Origin of the sequence: Actinophytocola sp., assembly GCF_036378875.1 — a bacterium.
GTDB lineage: Bacteria > Actinomycetota > Actinomycetes > Mycobacteriales > Pseudonocardiaceae > Actinophytocola.
On record NZ_DASUVO010000168.1, the window covers coordinates 172726 to 190991 of the forward strand.

The 18266-nt window shown below is 68.4% G+C and carries 15 protein-coding genes; 5 read left to right on the plus strand and 10 right to left on the minus strand.

Annotation, left to right across the window (positions count from 1 at the left end; translation table 11 throughout):
• Positions 1-465: 465 nt before the first annotated feature.
• From VF106_RS46950 to VF106_RS46970, 5 genes are all read right to left on the minus strand, one after another.
• Positions 466-1767, minus strand: coding sequence for an NAD(P)/FAD-dependent oxidoreductase (locus VF106_RS46950; protein ID WP_330846599.1), 1302 nt, complete (start codon positions 1765-1767; stop codon positions 466-468).
• Complete coding sequence (locus VF106_RS46955) at positions 1768-1974, minus strand: ferredoxin (RefSeq protein WP_330846600.1); 207 nt, start codon at positions 1972-1974, stop codon at positions 1768-1770.
• Complete coding sequence (locus tag VF106_RS46960; protein ID WP_330846601.1) at positions 1971-2498, minus strand: ferric reductase-like transmembrane domain-containing protein; 528 nt, start codon at positions 2496-2498, stop codon at positions 1971-1973. Before VF106_RS46960 ends, VF106_RS46955 begins: the two co-directional genes overlap by 4 nt.
• 38 nt (positions 2499-2536) lie before the next feature.
• Positions 2537-3865 carry a DUF1996 domain-containing protein gene (locus VF106_RS46965; protein ID WP_330846602.1) on the minus strand — a complete coding sequence of 443 codons (1329 nt, stop codon included), beginning with the start codon at positions 3863-3865 and terminating at the stop codon, positions 2537-2539.
• A gap of 182 nt (positions 3866-4047) precedes the next feature.
• Positions 4048-5568 (minus strand): DUF1996 domain-containing protein, encoded by a 1521-nt coding sequence (locus VF106_RS46970; RefSeq protein WP_330846603.1) that lies wholly within the window; start codon positions 5566-5568, stop codon positions 4048-4050.
• A gap of 752 nt (positions 5569-6320) precedes the next feature.
• On the opposite strand from VF106_RS46970, the gene VF106_RS46975 reads away from it, so the two are divergent.
• Positions 6321-6845: a sigma-70 family RNA polymerase sigma factor gene (locus tag VF106_RS46975; protein WP_330846604.1), complete on the plus strand. Its 525-nt coding sequence runs from the start codon at positions 6321-6323 to the stop codon at positions 6843-6845.
• Positions 6846-7016: 171 nt separating this feature from the next.
• Entirely contained in the window at positions 7017-7997 is a 981-nt protein-coding gene (locus tag VF106_RS46980) for an NAD-dependent epimerase/dehydratase family protein (protein ID WP_330846605.1), read from the plus strand.
• 61 nt (positions 7998-8058) lie between these two features.
• On the opposite strand, the gene VF106_RS46985 is transcribed toward VF106_RS46980, so the two are convergent.
• The 4 genes from VF106_RS46985 to VF106_RS47000 all read right to left on the minus strand — a co-directional run bounded on the left by VF106_RS46985 (position 8059) and on the right by VF106_RS47000 (position 11924).
• A complete protein-coding gene (locus VF106_RS46985; RefSeq protein ID WP_330846606.1) occupies positions 8059-8877 on the minus strand; it encodes a hypothetical protein in 819 nt (272 codons plus the stop codon).
• Between the two features lie 73 nt (positions 8878-8950).
• Positions 8951-9781 (minus strand): hypothetical protein, encoded by an 831-nt coding sequence (locus VF106_RS46990; protein ID WP_330846607.1) that lies wholly within the window; start codon positions 9779-9781, stop codon positions 8951-8953.
• Between the two features lie 78 nt (positions 9782-9859).
• Positions 9860-10699 carry a hypothetical protein gene (locus VF106_RS46995; RefSeq protein ID WP_330846608.1) on the minus strand — a complete coding sequence of 280 codons (840 nt, stop codon included), beginning with the start codon at positions 10697-10699 and terminating at the stop codon, positions 9860-9862.
• 400 nt (positions 10700-11099) lie between these two features.
• A complete protein-coding gene (locus VF106_RS47000) occupies positions 11100-11924 on the minus strand; it encodes a hypothetical protein (protein ID WP_330846609.1) in 825 nt (274 codons plus the stop codon).
• 181 nt (positions 11925-12105) lie between these two features.
• Between VF106_RS47000 and VF106_RS47005 the strand changes: the two genes are divergently transcribed.
• On the plus strand, positions 12106-14067 hold the full coding sequence (locus tag VF106_RS47005; protein ID WP_330846610.1) for a Xaa-Pro dipeptidyl-peptidase: 1962 nt from the start codon (positions 12106-12108) through the stop codon (positions 14065-14067).
• Positions 14068-14134: 67 nt separating this feature from the next.
• Here VF106_RS47005 and VF106_RS47010 read toward each other — a convergent pair whose 3' ends face one another.
• Complete coding sequence (locus VF106_RS47010; protein ID WP_330846611.1) at positions 14135-14782, minus strand: fasciclin domain-containing protein; 648 nt, start codon at positions 14780-14782, stop codon at positions 14135-14137.
• A 123-nt stretch (positions 14783-14905) separates the two neighbouring features.
• Between VF106_RS47010 and VF106_RS47015 the strand changes: the two genes are divergently transcribed.
• Positions 14906-16570 (plus strand): cytochrome c biogenesis protein DipZ, encoded by a 1665-nt coding sequence (locus tag VF106_RS47015; RefSeq protein ID WP_330846612.1) that lies wholly within the window; start codon positions 14906-14908, stop codon positions 16568-16570.
• 153 nt (positions 16571-16723) lie between these two features.
• On the plus strand, positions 16724-18253 hold the full coding sequence (locus VF106_RS47020; protein WP_330846613.1) for an alkaline phosphatase D family protein: 1530 nt from the start codon (positions 16724-16726) through the stop codon (positions 18251-18253).
• Positions 18254-18266 lie beyond the last annotated feature (13 nt).

Sequence of the window (18266 nt, forward strand, 5' to 3'; positions counted from 1 at the left end):
GGTGGTTTCGCGGTTGTGCGGTCCGATGGCGGGCAGAGCCCGCTTCGCGGGCACTTCGAGTCGGTGGCCGTGCGAGGAAAGGCTCACCGCACCGCCCTCGGCCAGGTCCGGTTCCCGGATGCGCTGAAGGGCACCCTCGGGACGTTCAGCGTCCTCAAGGGCACCCTTGAGACATCGGGCCCCCAGCCGGGTGGCGCAACCCAGGCCGCCCGCCCGGAGAAATGATTCTCGCGGTTGAACTCGCCGGCTCTGTTGTCGAACTCGCCGGGTTCTGGTGTTGGACTCGCGGGTCCTGAGTGTTGGACTCGCGGAGCCTGAAAGCGAGACTCGCGGGGGCCGAACGCGTAACTCGCGGGGGCTGAAAGCGAGACTCGCCGGGGCCGAACGCGAGACTCGCGGGTGTAGTGGGTTTGGGCGCGAGGCCGCCGGGGGCAGGGGCGGGCCTCGCGCCCGGTTGTTGGGGTGTCAGGGGCGGATTGGGGGGAGTTCCTCGATCGTGGGGGTCAGTGCCGCGAGCGGGAGGCGGGTGGTGGTTTCGCCGGCCGATGGGCGGCGTGGGGGGACGCGGCGGGCCATGCGGAGGCGCATCGCCTTCGTGGTCTGGGCTTCCAGTTCCTTGGTCCACTTGAGCATGGCCGCCGGGGTGTCCCAGCCGATGAGGCCGACCAGGTTGCCGTTCGTCACGTAGCCCGTCACCCGGCGGCCGACGGCGACCGGGCCGGTCAGCAGGACCGTGTCCTTCGCGAGGGCCGGGGTGCCCGCGCCCTGGATGCGCATGCCGTGCTGCTCGGTCCAGAAGCGGGGGAGCGGGGTGTACGGCTTCGCGTCCTGTTGGCCGGCCAGCAGGTTCTCCGCCGCCGCTCGGCCCATCTCCGACGCGTTCAGCCAGTGTTCGACCCGGCGGGGCGCGGTGTCGAAGCGCAGGTTCGGCCAGCGGGCGGCGTCGCCGGCCACGACGATGTCCGACGCGCCGATGGCGTGGCAGGTGGGGCCGCACATGACGCCGTCGTCCAGGATCAGGCCCGAGCCGCGTAGCCAGCTCACCGCCGGGACGCTGCCAACGGCCAGGACCACGCAGCCCGCGAAGACGACCTGACCGGTGTTCAGGTGCATCGCGATCCCGTCGGGCTGGGGCACCCAGTGGTGGACCCACGCGTTCGTCACGATCTGCACGCCGTTCGCCTGGTGGAGGGCGCTGACGGTGTCGCTGAAGTCGTCGCCGGGCACGTGGCGGAGCAGGGAGGGGCCGCGGACGATGATCGTCGCGTCGCGGCCCATCGAGCGGGCTGCCGAGGCCAGCTCGCATGCCACGAACCCGCCGCCGATCACGACTAGGCCGTGCCTGGTGCGGGACAGGTTCTTCTGGATCGCCACGGCGTCGGTGACGGTGCGCATGACGTGCACGCGCGGGTCGTGGCGCGGGGCGCCGGGCAGGTGGCGCGCCTGGGCGCCGGTCGCGATGATCAGGCCGTCGTAGCGGATCTCCTCGCCGCCCGGCAGGTGCAGCAGGTGCTCGTCCGGCTCGAGGTGCGAGGCGCGGGTGTTGTACCGCCACGTCGCGTCGAGCTCCTCCAGCACCGGGAGACGCAGGTCACGTGGCCGCATCTTGCCGGTCAGCAGTGGCTTGATCAGCCCCGGCCGGTGGTAGGGCCGGTACGGTTCCTCGCCGACGACGGTCAGTTCGCCATCGAACCCCCGTTCCCGCAACCGCTCCGCCGCCCGCAGACCGGACGGGCCGGCGCCGACGACGACGATGCGCTCACTCATTTACCTCTCCTCCAACTCGATCGCCAGCGTCGGACAGCTACGCACGGCCGCCTTGGCGTCCGGGAGCGCGTCCGTTGGCACAGCACGCAGGTAGCGCAGCCCGCCACTCGGGGTCAGGCGAAACAGCTGTGCTGCCTCGGCGGCACAGATGCCGTACCGGCGGCAGCGGTCGTTGTCCACACTCAGTCGAAACCGGGAACGGGTCATGGTCCACCTTCCGCGAGTCCGGCGGCTTCGAGTGCCTTCGGTGGCACGAACCTCAAGAACATCACCGCAAGCGTGGGCACCAGCAGCGTCAACCCGACCAGGTACACCGCGGAGAGCGTGCCTCGGGCGAGCGCCTGGAAGAACGCGTGCAGCACGCCCAACACGAACGCGGGGTACGCCAGCCGGTGGATCCACAGCCAGCGCCAGTAGGTGGTCCACCGCTTCAGTCCCACCGCGATGGACGCCGCCAGCATCCCCTCGAAGGCCAGCGTCCCGAACGTGTCCCGCAGTGGTCCGGTGAACGGGAAGATGAGCCGCCCGAGGGGCAGGGAGGAGTCCAGCACGAGAAACGCGACGCCATGCACGAACACGAACGTGAGCGTGATGGTCGCGAGTACCTGATGCGTCGCACGCACGGCCTGCCGACCCGTGAGCCGGTCGAACCAGCCCGTCGAGGTCAGCACGCCCCACGTGAGCGTCAGGCACATGAGGGTGTACGCGAGCCGTGCCGAAAGTACGGACATCTCGCGTACACCGTCATCATGGCTGGCAGCAGCCAGTTCTAGCATCGCCGTCCTGAGTTGATGCAGTTGACAACCTGGTTCATGAGCTTGTCGCCCATGACGTTCACGAAGTCGTTGTGGTCAGTGATCGGGTTGTGCTTCTCGTCGGGGAAAGCATCCAGCGCGAACACCCTGCCCTGTGGGAGGTTGTATTTCAAGGTGATCCTCAACTGAGGGATCGCCACGAAGCCACTCGGGCAGGCGCCGCTGCGGTCGGCGAACGCCAGGTGGGTGCGGTGGTTGGCGCTGTCGGTGTTCTTGCCGTCCCAGCAGCCGGGGAAGTCCGCGATCCGGACGGTCTGGCTGCCGCGCGGGCACAGCGGGTACTTGGTGGTGATGCGGTTCTCGAAGCCGGTGCAGGTCCACTTGGCGTTGGCGTTGGCGCCACCGTTGGTCGAGGACTTCGCGTCACCGGTCAGGATCCGGAGGAACTGCGGCGCCGCGACGACCTTGCTGCGTGCGTTGCCGCGGAACTGGAGCGTGGCGCGCACGTTGGCGATGTCACCGACGTTGTGCGCGTTCAGCGGGTCCACGGCCTTCGAGCCAGGGTTGCGCACGCGGATGACCGGCCAGAAGTACGCCGACTTGTCGCCGTTGCGGCAGGTCGTGCCGGCCGCGGCAAGGCTTTCGTTGCTGGAGAAGCCGTCGGTGGTCAGGTTGCCGACGTAGTCGTGCGTGTGCTGGGCGCCGTTCACGTTGCCCGGCGCGGCGATCATGTTCGCCGAGTTGAAGTGCTTGTTCTCGTTGTTGCCGCAGGCCACGTTGAACGTGCCGGCGGAACCGCCGCGGCGGACCTGCGGCGAGGCCGCGAGGTTGTTCGGGCGGACGTTCTGGATCCGGATGAAGTCCTTCGCGAACGGGCCGAACTGGTTCTGGCACTGCTGTCCACTACCGAAGGTCCGCTCCGTCGAGGCGGCATCCGGCGCGGGCGCCTGGTCGGGAGGCTTCGGGCCGCCGTAGTCGTTCGGCGTGGTCGGCTGGCTACCCCCGCGCGGGCCGTTCAGGGACAGCACGTCGTCGCCGGCCAGTCCCTGTGTCTGGGACGTGGAGGTGTCGGAGATCACCGTGCCGGGCGGCGTCGTGGTCTCGGCGCTCTGGCTCTGGGACGTCGAGGCTGGCGGAGCGGTCTCGGTCGGGGTCTGGGTGGTGGGCGGGGCCTGCGGCGGAGTCGTTTCCGCCGGCGGTGGCGCTTCGGTGGTGGTGGTGACCGGCGCCACGGCGGCGGCCGTCTGGGCCGGCAGGCACCCCTGGCTCGCCGCGGGCGCTCCTCGGTCTGCCAGAGCGCTGCCGTAGATGCCGATGCCGACCGCGGCACCGAGCACCGTCACGGCAGCAACCCCGGCGACCACCAAACGTCTCTTGTTGTACTGCGGATTCTTGTGTCGCGCCATCGTTGGCTTGCCTCTTTCAGTGCGGGGAATTTCGGTAGTTCGGGGAACGCAGACGTGGGCGTACGCGAGCCGGTCGGCTCGCGTACGCCTCGTCGTCGGCTAGTAGCCGTTGATCTTCACTAACATTGCTGTCCGTTGTTGATGCAGTCGACGACCTGGTCCATCAGGTCCTCGTCGAACACGTTCACGAAGTCGTTGTGGTCAGTGACTGGGCTGTGGAACTCGGTCGGGAAGGCGTCCAGAGCGAAGATCTCGCCCTGCGGCAGGTCGTAGGTGATCGTGATCCGCAGCTGCGGGATCGCCACGAAGCCGTTCTGGCACTCGCCGTTCTGGTTGGCGAACGCCACGTGCGAACGGTGGTCGGCACTGTCGGTGTTCTTGCCGTCCCAGCAGCCGGGGAAGTCCGCGATCCGGACGGTGTTGCTGCCCTCCGGGCAGAGGGGGTACTTCGCGGTGATGCGGTTCTCGAACCCGGTGCAGGTCCACTTCGCGTTCTGGTTGGTCCCGTTCTGGCTGAAGGACTTGGCGTTACCGGTCAGCACCCGCAGGAACTGCGGCATGGCCTCGACCTGGTCGACCGCGTTGCCGCGGAACTCCAGCTTCGCCGACACCGGCCGCTGGATGTCACCGACGTTGTGCGCGTTCAGCGGGTCGACGGCGTCCGAGCCCTCGTTGCGAACGCGGATGACCGGCCAGAAGTACGCCGACTTGTCGCCCTGGTTCTCACAGGTCGTGCCGGCCGCGGCCAGGCTGTCGTTGTCGGAGAAGCCGTCAGAGTCCTCGTTGCCGACGTAGTCGTGGGTGTGCTCGGCGCCGTTCTCGTTACCCGGCGCGACGATGAAGTTGGCCGAGTTGAAGTGGCCCTCCTCGTTGACGCCGCAATCCGACACGAACGTGCCCTCAGAACCGCCATCCTGGGTCTCCGGGGAGTCCGCGAGGTTGTTCGGCTCGACCTTGTTGATGTCGATGAAGTCGTTCGCTACCGGACCGAGCTGGTCCTCGCACTCCTCGCCACCGGGGAACTCGTCCACGGGCGCGTCGGCCGGCGGCTCAGGCGCCTGCGTGGGCGGCTTCGGGCCGCTGTAATCGTCGTCCCCACCGTTCTGGCCGCCACCGTTCTGGCCGCCACCGTTCTGGTCGCCGTCACCACCCGGCTGGCTGCCCTTCGGCCGCTCGCCGTTCAGGGACAGAGGCGCGTTCGCGGCGAAGCCGTAGCCGCCCTGACCGCCCTGCTGCTGGTCGCCCTGCTGGTCACCCTGCTGCTGGTCGTCCTGCTGCTGGTCACCTTGCTGGTCGCCTTGCTGCTGGTCACCCTGCTGGTCATCGCCCTGCTGCTGGTCGTCACCTTGCTGGTTGTCGCCCTGCTGCTGGTCGCCCTGCTGGTCACCTTGCTGGTCGCCCTGCTGGTTGTCGCCCTGCTCGGGCGGAGCGTTCTCTTCGGGCGGTTGTTCCGGGTTCGCGTTGTCCCCTGGTGCTGGCAGACACTCCTCGCTCGCGACCGGGTTCTGGTTGCCCCCACGATCGGCGAATGCACTGCCGTAGATGCCGATGCCGACCGCGGCACCGAGCGTCGCCACGGCCGCGATACCCGCGATCACCAGGCGTTTCCGGTTGTATTGCGGGTTCTTGTGTCGAGCCATCGATGGTTGCCTCGTTTCATGTGTTGCGCAGGACTTGTCGTCGCGAGCGGAGGTGGCGCATCGCGACGGGCGTTACCTCGGGTGACGAGGTCGCCGGTCCCAGTGCGGTTGTGTGCTCGAACCTCGCCGGCGCCGGCTCCGTTGGCGCAGCGGCGTGATGGGCCGGGTGCTATCCCGGCCGATCAGGTGGTCGACCACGAGGTTGTCGGAGGGAACGATCACGCGGACCCGCGTTGCTCGCGTATCGTCTGGACTGTTGGCTCACCGGGACCGCCCAGTACCCGGTTGACCGCACGCTGGTGAGGAATTTTCCGTTGGTGGTGGCCTCCCCGCCGCCGCCCAACTGCACGGCGGGGGATGCGCTGCTGGGGGACGGCGGGAGGCCGGACGCTCCTGGTCCGCCCACCCCGCCGGCCGCGTAGGCAACCGGGGTGGGCGGCGCCAGTAGCGTCACCGCCACGACACGACCGAGGCGTTCTCCGTCCATACTGGATCAAGCATCGCCAGCGGTGGCACGGTGATCAAGAGGGGCGATCGTCGCGACCTCCGCTCGCCGGTCGCATCGGGTGCTCATGAGTTTTCCTTTCTTTGCAAGGAGTTCCTCCGGGAACACCAGCACGTGCGGTCACCAGCAAGTACGGACAACGAAGAATCACGGTTCAGTCACGACAAGAAAACAAGTGTGACCTGGGTCACTCGACTTCCGGGGGCATCTACGGCAAAGATGTCTCCCCGTGAGCCGGCGTCCAAGATTGGAATCCGTCGGCGCGGAAGATGTCTCGGATAGACACGAGGCGCTCATCAGGACTCTCTACAGAGAGTTCGGCGGAGCGTTGTTTGGTCACGTACTGTACCTGACCGGCAACGACCGGCAATGGGCCGAAGACGTAGTACAGGAGACTCTGGTCCGCGCCTGGCGAAACGCGGATCGACTCGACCGCGAGTCCCTCGGCGTGCGCGCGTGGTTGTACACGGTCGCACGCAACCTCGTGATTGACGGAAGACGCAGCTCAAGGGTGCGTCCCACCGAGGTAGACGCCGCGCCGCTCGAGACGATGGCAGTACCCGACGATTCGGAGAACTCCTTGTCCGCCATGGTCATCGCCGACGCCCTGCAGGCGTTGAGCCCCAAGCACCGCGAGGCCCTCGCGGAGACCTACCTGCGCGATCGCACCATCGAGGAAGCTGCGAAGGTCCTCGGTGTGCCGCAGGGAACGGTCAAGTCCCGCGTCTACTACGCGCTGAAGGCACTCCGTAACGCGCTGGAAAAGGAGTGACAACGCCTTTTGGCGTAAGTACGGTAGGCCGAACAGCCGCTTCTGGGAGGGCTCGCATGGTCTACCGGCAAGGATTTTCCTTTTGTTGATCTTTTCAGATGGTGACAGCGCCTACCCGCCTCAGCTCCTTTCGACAATTCCGGTTGCGCGGCCTACGTAACGTGAGGCGTCGTGGAACGCATTCTTGTCACAGGAAGCGCCGGGCATCTCGGTGAAGCGTTGGTACGAGTGCTGTCTGACCAGGGTCGATCCGTCGTCGGGCTCGATGTCATGGACTCGCCGTACACGACGGTGGTCGGCTCGATCGCCGACCGGGACGTGGTTCGCGCGGCCCTACGCGGTGTCACCGCGGTCGTACACCCCGCGACGCTGCACAAGCCGCACGTCGGATCGCACGACCGGCAGGACTTCGTCGACACCAACGTCACGGGCACGCTGAACCTGCTGGAGGAGTCCGTGGCGGCCGGTGTCGACCGCTTCGTGTTCACCAGCACGACCAGCGCGTTCGGCAAGGCACTGACCCCGGGCGACGGCCAGCCGGCGACGTGGATCACAGAGGACGTCGTGCCGGTGCCCCGCAACATCTACGGCGTCACGAAGACGGCCGCGGAGAACCTGTGCGAGCTCGTGCACCGCGACCACGGGCTGCCCGTGGTGGTGTTGCGCACGTCTCGCTTCTTCCCCGAGCCCGACGACCGCGACGAGGTCCGCGAGGCCTACGAGGACGCGAACCTCAAGGCGAACGAGTACCTGTACCGGCGGGTGGACATCCAGGACGTGGTGGACGCGCACCTGCTCGCGCTGTCCCGCGCGCCCGACCTGGGCTTCACCCGCCTGATCGTGAGCGCGACGACCCCGTTCACCCGCGCCGACCTGGCCGACCTGCACGGCGCGGCACCGTCCGTGGTGGCCCGCCTGTTCCCCGACCAGCCGGCGGAGTACGCACGCCGCGGCTGGCGCATGTTCGACGAGATCGACCGGGTGTACGTGAACGACCGGGCCCGGGCCGCGCTCGGCTGGACCCCCAGGTACGACTTCGCGCACGTGCTGTCCTGCCTGCGTGCCGGCGAGGACTTCCGCAGCCCGCTCGCACTGGCCGTCGGCGCGAAGGGCTACCACGCGGAGACGACCGGCGTGTACACGGTGCGCTGACACAGCGAAGGCGGGGAGCCCCACTTCCGGGCTCCCCGCCTTCGTCTTGGTGCTGGTCGGGTCAGACGAACTCGAAGACGATCTCGGCGACGCCGGTCGTGTTGGAGTTGCGGAAGAACCACGTGCCGGGCTCGGCGACACCCGCGGTGTCGGTGTTGTTGTTGTCCCAGTCACCCGGCACCGGCCAGTGGTCCGGCCACTCGGCGCCGTAGGAGAAGGCAACGTCGGCGGCACCCGAGGAGTTGGAGTTGCGCAGGAACCAGTTGCCCGCGCGAACCAGGCCGATGGTGTCGTAGCCGTCGCCGTTCCAGTCGCCGACGACCTCGAAGCCCGTCTCGTACTGGTCGCCGTAGGTGAACGTGCCGTCGGCGCCGCCGGTGGAGTTCGAGTTCCTCAGGAGCCAGACGTTGTCCCGGCGCAGGCCGGGCGTGTCGGTGCCGTTGCCGTCCCAGTCACCCGCCACCGGACGCCCGACCGGGCGCCCGTTCGAGCCGGTGTCCCCGTAGGTGAAGGTCACGTCGGGCGTGCCCGCGGTGTTGGAGTTCCGGAGCAGCCACGTGCCGCCGCGGACCAGGCCGATGGTGTCGTCTCCGTCACCGTCCCAGTCACCCACAACGGGGTAGCCGACCTCGTTGGTGTCGCCAAACGTGAACGACAGGTCCTCCTGGCCGTCGGTGTTGGAGTTCCGCAGTTGCCAGACGCCCGTGGGGTTGAAGTACCAGCCGGCGGTGTCGATGCCGTCGCCGTCCCAGTCACCGGTGACGAACACCCCAGTGGTGGACTGGATGCCGGGGCCGGGTTCGGCGGTGGCGGAGACGCCCGTGACGGCCACCAGCGCCGCCACGGTGCTCGCCACCACAGCGAGTCGACGTGTGCTCAAAGGTCTTACCTTTCTTGGACAACAGCACGGGCGGGGGAACCCGCCCGTGCTGTTGGGTCAGACGTCAGCGTGATCAGAAGTCGAAGACGATCTCGGCGACGCCGCTCGTGTTCGAGTTGCGGAAGTACCAGGTGGTCGCGTTCGCGACGCCCGCGGTGTCGGTGTTGTTGTTGTCCCAGTCGCCGGGAACCGGCCAGTGCTCCGGCAACGGGGCGCCGTAGGAGAAGGCGACGTCGGCACCGCCCGAGAAGTTGGAGTTTCGCAGGAGCCAGGTGCCGGCACGGACCAGGCCGATGGTGTCGTAGCCGTCGCCGTTCCAGTCACCGACCACCGGGTAGCCCGTCTCGAACTGGTCGCCGTAGGTGAAGGTCCCGTCAGCGCCGCCGGAGGAGTTGGAGTTCCTCAGGAGCCAGACGTTGTCCCGGCGCAGCCCCGGGGTGTCGGTGCCGTTGCCGTCCCAGTCACCGGTCACCGGGTACCCGATCGGGAACCCGCCCGGGTCGGCGTCGCCGTAGCCGAAGGCCAGGTCGGCGGCGCCGGTGGAGTTGGAGTTCCTCAGGAGCCAGGTGCCGCCCCGGACCAGCCCGATGGTGTCGGTGCCGTTGCCGTCCCAGTCGCCGACCACCGGGTCGCCGATCTCGTGGCTGTCGCCGAAGTTGAAGGCCAGGTCCGGGAAGCCGGTGGTGTTGGCGTTCTTCAGGTACCAGGTGCCCGTTTCCCAGTTGAACCAGCCGGCGGTGTCGATGCCGTCGCCGTTCCAGTCACCGGTGAGGAGGACTCCGGCGGCGGTGGACTGGACGCCCACTCGAGGGTTGCCGTTCCGGTCTTCGGCCGCGGCGGTGGCCGCCGTGCCGCTGACGGCCACCAGTGCTGTCACGGCTGTTGCCGCGACCGCGAATCGCATGTGCAATGTCTTGCCTTTCATTGGACACAGTACGAGCGGGGAGCCCGGGAAAGGCTCCCCGCTCGTCAACTGTCTGAATTACTGCTCGGCGCCGGGGAAGTCGAAGACTGTCGTGCCCGGGCCGCTGCTGTTCTCGTCACGGAGGAACCACCGGACGGTTCCGTCCTCGTGGGGCTCTGCGACACCCGGGGTGTCGGTGTCGTTGTCGTCCCAGTCGCCGGGCACCGGCCAGTGCCTCGGGAACGCGTCACCGTAGGCGAACGCGATGTCCGCGGGGCCCGTGGTGGTGTCGTTGCGCAGGAGCCAGTTGCCCACGCGGACCAGGCCCTGCGTGTCGTCGCCGTCGCCGTCCCAGTCGCCGGTGACGGGGATACCGACCTCGTTCTGGTCGCCGTACACGAACGCGGTGTTGGCGTTGCCGGTGCTGTTGGCGTTGCGCAGGAACCAGACGTTGTCCCGGACGAGGCCGGGGGTGTCGTCCCCGTCGCCGTCCCAGTCACCGGTCACCGGGAGGCCCGACTCGTCGTCGTCGCCGTACTGGAAGGTCAGGTCGGCAACACCGGTGTCGTTGGTGTTCCGCAGGAGCCACGTGCCGCCGCGGAGCAGACCGATGGTGTCGTCGCCGTCACCGTCCCAGTCGCCGACGATCGCCCAGCCCTCTTCCGGAGCGTTGCCGAACGTGAAGATCAGGTCCGGGTCGCCGGCTTCGTTGCTGTTCTTCAGGAACCAGGTGCCCGAGTCGTAGTCGTACAGGCCCGGCGTGTCGTCGCCGTCGCCGTCCCAGTCACCGCTGAGGAACTGGCCGGTGGACGTGGACTGGATGCCGAATTCGGTGCCCTCGGGCGCGGCGGTGGCGGTGGTGCCGGTGACAACAACCAGCGCTGCCGCGGCGGTCGCCACGACAGCGAATCGAGGCATGCTCAATTCTTGCCTTTCTTCAATAAATTGGATTCACAAAACTATTCGCACGCAGTCGATCGCGCGAATACCCCGACGCGTCAGTGAAGGCCGCATGGCGGCCAAAATTCTTCCCCAGTTGATCGTCCCCACATTGCGCCGCAAACCTACCGGATGAATGTGACGGCGTCAACGAGTATGAAACTTCCGGGTAATCCGTGGCGGTCGTACGCACGGAAACCATGCATATCGTCCAGCCGAATGGTCTCAGCGGACCAGTCATTCGCCCGAATGGCGCAGTGTGTCCCGGTAAGGTGGCCGACGACTCGATGGGCCGGCCGATCCCGCTGTGCCGATGATCACCGACGGCGTGCGTGACGAGGGTGGAGGGCTCCCCACTGCCCCCCACCCACCCGTCATGTCACTCGAAGTCGAAGACGATGGTTCCCGGTCCGGTCGAGTTCTCGTTGCGGAAGAACCACGTGAAGGGGGACGGCCTCTCCTCGACTACCCCCGCGGTGTCGCTGTCGTTGCCGTCCCAGTCGCCGGGTAGTGGCCAGTGGCTGGGAAAGCCGTTGCCGTACAGGAACTCCACGTCCGCGAAACCGGTGCTGTTGGAGTTGCGCAGCTGCCAGTCGTTGATGCGGACCACGCCGATGGTGTCGTCACCGTCGCCGTCCCAGTCGCCGGCCACGGTGAACCCGTCGAACGGGTCGCCGTAGGTGAAGTCCAGGCTCGCGACGCCGGAGCTGTTGGAGTTGCGCAGCAGCCAGTTGTTGCCGCGGCGCAGACCCGGCGTGTCGTCCCCGTCCCCGTCCCAGTCGCCGGCCACCTTGTGACCTTCTTCGAAGTCGGCGTTGCCGTAGAGGAAGTCGAGGTTCGCGGTGCCGGTGGAGTTGCTGTTGCGCAGCAGCCAGTTGCCGCCACGGACCAGGCCGATGGTGTCGTCGCCGTCGCCGTCCCAGTCGCCGACGATCGGGTATCCACCTTCCCATGGGCCGCCGTACGTGAACTGCACGTCGGCTCCGCCGGAGGAGTTGGTGTTCCGCAGCGACCACGTGCCGGTCTCGAAGTCGAACCAGCCCGCGGTGTCGATGCCGTCGCCGTCCCAGTCGCCGGTGACCTGCACGCCGTCGGCGCTGGACCGGATTTCCGGTTGTGCGGCACTCGCGGCGGGCGCGATGACGACGGACAGTGCTGCTGTCGCGACGGCAGTCGCGACAGCGCCGAATCTGAGCTTCTTCATTTATTTCCCCAGTGTTTCGAATCGAACGATTGCAAAGGTGAATATAGTCCGCCGCGGGCCCGGGGTTGTGCGCCCGCGAATTGTCCGCACAATTACTTCCAGCCGCTGGGCCGTTCGGCGCAGCCACGGGCGGCAAATGGTGAAACTTCCACTGGGAGAGGGCCGCCGGTAGGTTGCGGCCATGGCCTCCTTTTCCCTGCGCAGGGCCGGTCTGATCGTGTTGGCGGCCGCGCTCGCCGGACCGCTGCTCTCACCGCCGGCCGCGACCGCCACACCCCGCCCACCGCACGTCCAGGGCACCCGGACCGTTCCCGTCTACGACTATGCCGGCGCCATTCGGGAGAGCGTCTGGGTCACCACCCGGCTCGACAACGACGGCGACGGCGCCCCCGACAAGGTCGTGGTCGACCTCGTGCGGCCGAGGGAGGCGGCGGCCGGCAAGGTGCCGGTGATCATGGACGCCTCGCCCTACTACCAGTGCTGCGGGCGGGGCAACGAGAGCGAGCGGAAGGTGTACGCCGCCGACGGCACGGTCACCAAGTTCCCGCTCTTCTACGACAACTACTTCGTGCCGCGCGGGTACGCGTTCGCCGCCGTCGACTTCGCGGGCACCAGCCGGTCCACCGGGTGCGGGGACGTCGGCGGCCGTGAGGAGATCGAAGGGACAAGGGCCGTCATCGACTGGCTGAACGGACGCGCGAAGGGCGCCTACGCCGACGGCACCCCCGCCCGCGCCACCTGGACCAGCGGCAAGGTCGGCATGATCGGCAAGTCGTGGGACGGCACGGTCGCGAACGGGGTCGCCGCCACCGGCGTCGAGGGGCTCGAGACCATCGTGCCGATCGCGGCCATCTCCAGCTGGTACGACTACTACCGCGACAACGGCGCTCTCTACACCGTGAGCGGCGGCCCGCACTGGCTCTCCGGGTTCGTCAACGGCCGGCCGCAGGAGGTGTGCCAGCCGGTACGCGACGCCATCCTCGCCGGGTCGGACAACGCCACCGGCAACTACAACGCGTTCTGGGCCGAGCGGGACTTCGTGCCCGACGCGCGCAAGGTCAAGGCCAGCGTGTTCGTCGTGCACGGCATCAACGACCAGAACGTCGAGACCAAGCACTTCGCGCAGTGGTGGGACGCGCTGGCCAAGCACCGGGTGCCGCGCAAGATCTGGCTCGGCCAGGAAGGGCACGTCGACCCGTTCGACTTCCGCCGCACCGAGTGGGTCGCCACCCTGCACCGCTGGTTCGACTACTGGCTGCAGGACCTGCCGAACGGCGTCATGCGTGAGCCGATGGCGACCATCGAGCGCGCCCCGGACACGTGGGTGGACGAGCCGACCTGGCCGGCGCGTGGCACGTTCACGCTGCCCGTTGCGCTCGGCGCCGGTGACGGCACGACCGGCACGCTCGGCCTCGCACCGAGCCGGCCCGGCACCGTGAAGACCATGGTGGACACCCCCGCGTTGCGGGAGCGGGACGCGATCGCCAACCCCAACGCGGCCGTCGCGGGGCGGCAGGTGTTCCTGTCCGCGCCGCTGCCGAGAGACCTGCGGATCAGCGGCACCACCACGATCTCGTTGCGGGTCAAGGTGGACCGGCCCAACACCGAGCTGTCGGCACGTCTCGTCGACTACGGTGCCGCCACCCGGATCAACTACCTCGGGCCCAAGGAAGGCATCCGCGACCTCACGACCGAGTCCTGCTTCGGCGTGTCCACCCCGGCCGATGACGCCTGCTACCGCGACACGGTCAAGGACGTCGTCACCGCCGACGCCGCGGTACTGACCCGAGGTTGGGTGGACGCGGCACACCGCGACTCGCTGACCAAACCGACCCAGTTGGAACCGGGTCGCTGGTACACGGTGAAGTTCGACCTCATGGCGCACGACGTGGTGCTGCCGGCGGGTCGCGTGCTCGGGCTCGTGCTGACGGTGTCCGACCCGCAGTACACCGTGCCGTTCGACACGGGCGCGACGGTCGAGGTCGACCTCGGCCGCAGCAGGCTGGGTCTGCCGGTGTCGCTGGCGCCGGGTGCCACGGCCCTGACGGAAACCTCTGTCGCGCCAACGGTTTCGGCGACGAACGTGGTCGCGCCGGAAGCACGGGAGGCCGACCGGGACGCCCATCGCGTCCCGATCGGCTGATTTCACTGGAGTGGAGGGACCTCTCCGAGAGGGGACACGAAGAGGTCCCTCCAGCCTGAGTGGACGGTCACATCGGCGGCGTGAGCACCGAGTCGATCAGGTAGACCGTCGCGTTGGCGGTGCGGACGCCGCCGCAGACCACGTTGGCGTCGTTGACTTTCAGGTTGTCACCGGAGCCCGAGACCGTGACCTTGCCGCCCTGGACGGTGGTCTGCTCGCCCACGATCGCCTCCGGGGTGACCTGGCCGGGCACCACGTGGTAGGTCAGGATCTTCGTGAGCGTGTCCGAGTCGGTCTTCAGCATCTCGATCGTCGCGGCGTCGACCTTGGCGAACGCGTCGTCGACCGGGGCGAACACCGTGAACTCGTTGCCGTTCAACGTGTCGACGAGGTTCACGTTCGGGTTGAGCTGTCCGGACACGGCCGAGACCAGCGTCGTGAGCAGCGGGTTGTTGCTCGCCGCCACGGCGACCGGGTCGGCGGCCATCCCCGCCACCGAACCGGGTCCGTCCGGCACCTGGTCCGCGTAGCCCGCGCAGCCGGGCCCGACCAGGTCGGCGGCCGGATCGGCCATGCCCGTCGCGCTGGACGTCGACGTCGTCTCGGGAGCTGGGGTGGACGCGGACGGCTCCTCGGAGTTCCCACACGCAGTGCCGAGGAGCGCGACGAACGCGATCCCAACAGCCAACGCGCCGCGTCGGATGGTGGACTTCATGAGTTGGTCTCCCTGTTGTTGTCCTGCGAACGTCGGTGATTCGGGGACCGTTCGGCGGCGGATGGGTGCGTTACCCACTCGTTACTGGGCAATCCGCGACAGTGCCGGCGCCGAACCACGGGCATGCTCACACTCGCGCTGATCGGGCTCGTCGGTGGTCTTGTCACCGGCATCTCGCCGTGCATCCTCCCGGTGCTGCCGGTCGTGTTCTTCTCCTCCGTCGAGAAAGGACAGAGGAAGGCGCGGCCGTACCTCGTGATCGCGGGTCTCGTCGTGAGCTTCACGCTCGTCACGCTGTTCGGGTCGCTGCTCCTGTCGGTGCTCGGGCTGCCGCAGGACGTGTTGCGTTGGGCCGGTCTGGTCGTGCTCGCGCTCATCGGGATCGGGCTGATCGTGCCGAGGTTCTCCCATGTGCTGGAGAAACCGTTTGCCTGGCTCCCGCAGCGCCGCCCGGACGCGAGCAGGAACGGCTTCTCGCTCGGACTCGCGCTCGGCGCCGTCTACGTTCCTTGTGCGGGGCCGATTCTCGCCGCCATCACCGTCGCGGGCGCCACCGGGCGGATCGGCGTGGACACCGTCGTGCTGACCGTCTCGTTCGCGCTCGGCGCCGCCGCGCCCCTGCTGGTGTTCGCGTTGGCCGGGCGCGGGATCACCCAGCGGGTACAGGCTTTCCGCAAGCGGCAGCGCGGTGTTCGCGTCACCGCCGGCGTCGTGATGCTCGTGCTGGCGGTCGGCCTGGTGTTCAACCTGCCTCAGCTGCTGCAGCGCGCGGTGCCCGACTACACGGCCGGCCTGCAGGAGCGGATCAACGAGAACGGACAGGTGCGTGCGGCGCTGGAGCTCGGCGGTCTGGAGAACGAGCAGAACAAGGAACTGGACCTGTGCACGGAAGGCGCGACCGAGCTGGAGCGGTGCGGGACCGCGCCGGACATCCGCGGCGTCCAGCAGTGGCTGAACAGCCAACCGGTCGACATGAAGTCGTTGCGCGGCAAGGTGGTGCTGATCGACTTCTGGGCGTACTCGTGCATCAACTGCCAGCGCTCGCTGCCGCACGTGATCGCCTGGGACGCCGCCTACCGGGACGTGGGCCTGCGGGTGATCGGCGTGCACGCGCCGGAGTACGCCTTCGAGAAGGAGACTGGCAACGTCGCCGACGCCGTCGGCCGGTTCGGCATCCGCTACCCGGTCGCGCTGGACAACTCGCTCGCCACGTGGACCAACTACCGCAACCGGTACTGGCCGGCGCACTATCTCGTCGACGCGTCTGGCACCGTGCGGCACATCAGGTTCGGTGAGGGCGGCTACGACACCACGGAGAGGCTGATCCGTGAGCTGCTCGTGGCCGCGGACCCGTCGACCGCGCTGCCGAAGCCGACCGACACCGCCGACGACACGCCGGACACATCGGTCATCACCCGCGAAACCTACCTGGGTGGGACGAAAGAGGTGAACTTCGCCGGCACACAGCCTTACCGCACCGGGACCTTCGTGCCACCGGACAAGCGACCGATGCACAGCTTCGTCCTGTCAGGACCGTGGACGGTCACGAGCCAGCACATCACGCCGGGCGGCCCCGGCGCGCTGATCAGCCTCAGCTACCGCGCGAAGGAGGTGCGGATGGTCCTGTCCGGCACCGGCACAGTCAGCTGCACGTGTGGCGAGGCACCCATCGAGGTGTCGGGCACGCCACGGTCGTACCGCCTTGTGTCCACTCAGGACGTGCGTTATGGCGCGCTGACCGTCTCGGTCGGCGCCGGTGTCCAGGCCTATTCGTTCACCTTTGGTTGATGCGTCGTTCGCCGAAAGCGGCTAGAAAGCGCCTATGAGCGGAGCTTGCGGAGCGAGTCATCGATGTCCAGGTCGGCTCGGAGCCCGCGGAGGGCGCCGGAGTAGCGGAGCCTGCGGAGCGTTCCGGCGCCACGCAGCGGGCGAGGAGACGGCATGACGAATGAGCGGGTCAGCAGGCGGACGGTGTTGCGGGCGGGTGCGGTCGGGGCGGGGGTGCTCGCGGCCGGGGTGCCGGGGTTCGCGCTGGCGGCAGGGCAGCGGCCGGCGCTCACGCACGGCGTGCAGACCGGGGACGTGACCACCGACGGCGCCGTCGTGTGGACCCGCGCCGACCGGCCATCACGCATGCTCGTCGAGGTCTCCTACGACGACGACTTCCGGCGGGCCAGGACCATCCGCGGCCCGCTGCTCACCCCGGACTCCGGCGGCACCGGCAAGCTGCGGCTGCGGCACCTGGCACCCGGCCGGACCGTGCACTACCGCGTCACGGCCGAGGACATCGACGGGCGGACCCGGAGCGTGCCGCTCATCGGTTCCTTCCGCACCGCGCCCACCGGCCGCGACGACGTCCGGTTCACGTGGTCCGGTGACGTCGCCGGGCAGGGCTGGGGCATCAACCCGGACATCGGTGGCATGACCGCCTACCGCGCCATGCTCGCCCGCCGGCCGGACTTCTTCCTGAACAGCGGCGACACCGTGTACTCGGACGGCCCGCTGCAGGAGACCGTCACGCTCCCCGACGGCCGCGTGTGGCGCAACCTCGTCACGCAGGAGAAGACGAAGGTCGCCGAGACCCTCGACGAGTTCCGCGGCCAGTTCGCCTACAACCTGCTCGACGAGAACGTGCGCGCGTTCGCCGCGCAGGTGCCCAGCGTGGTCCAGTGGGACGACCACGAGGTCACCAACAACTGGTACCCGGGCGAGATCCTCACGCTGCCGCAGTACACCGAGAAGCGGGTCGACGTGCTCGCAGCCCGCGCGTTCCAGGCGTTCCACGAGTGGCAGCCCATCGACCAGAACCGGGCCGTCGACGGTCGCGTGTACCGCAGCTTCTGCTACGGCAAGCACGTCGAGATGTTCGTGCTCGACATGCGCACCTACAAGGACGCCAACACCTCGCCGCGTGACGGGCAGGGCGTGATCCTCGGCGCGCGGCAGGCGCGCTGGCTGGTCGATGGCCTGACCCGCAGCCGGGCCACGTGGAAGATCGTGGCCGCCGACCTGCCGATCGGCCTGACCGTCCCGGACGGCACCGACATCGAGGGCGTCGCGAACGGGTTGCCTGGCGTGCCGGGTGGCCGGGAACACGAACTGGCCGGCGTCCTGCGCACGCTCGCGCGCCGCCGGGTGCGCAACGTGGTGTGGCTCACCGCGGACGTGCACTACACCGCCGCCCACCACTACTCGCCGGACCGCGCGGCCGTCGGCGACTTCGACCCGTTCTGGGAGTTCGTGTCCGGCCCGCTGCACGCCGGCGCCTTCGGCCCGAACACCCTCGACCCGACGTTCGGGCCCGAGGCCGTGTTCACGCACGTCCCGCCACGTGCCAACACCTCACCGCTGGAGGGGTTCCAGCATTTCGGCGAGGTGAACGTCGACGGGGGCAGCGGGGCGCTCACGGTCGACCTCCGTGATGGACAGGGAGTCAGCCTGTGGTCGAAAACCCTTGTGCCCCAGCGGTAGTAGTACCCTGCAC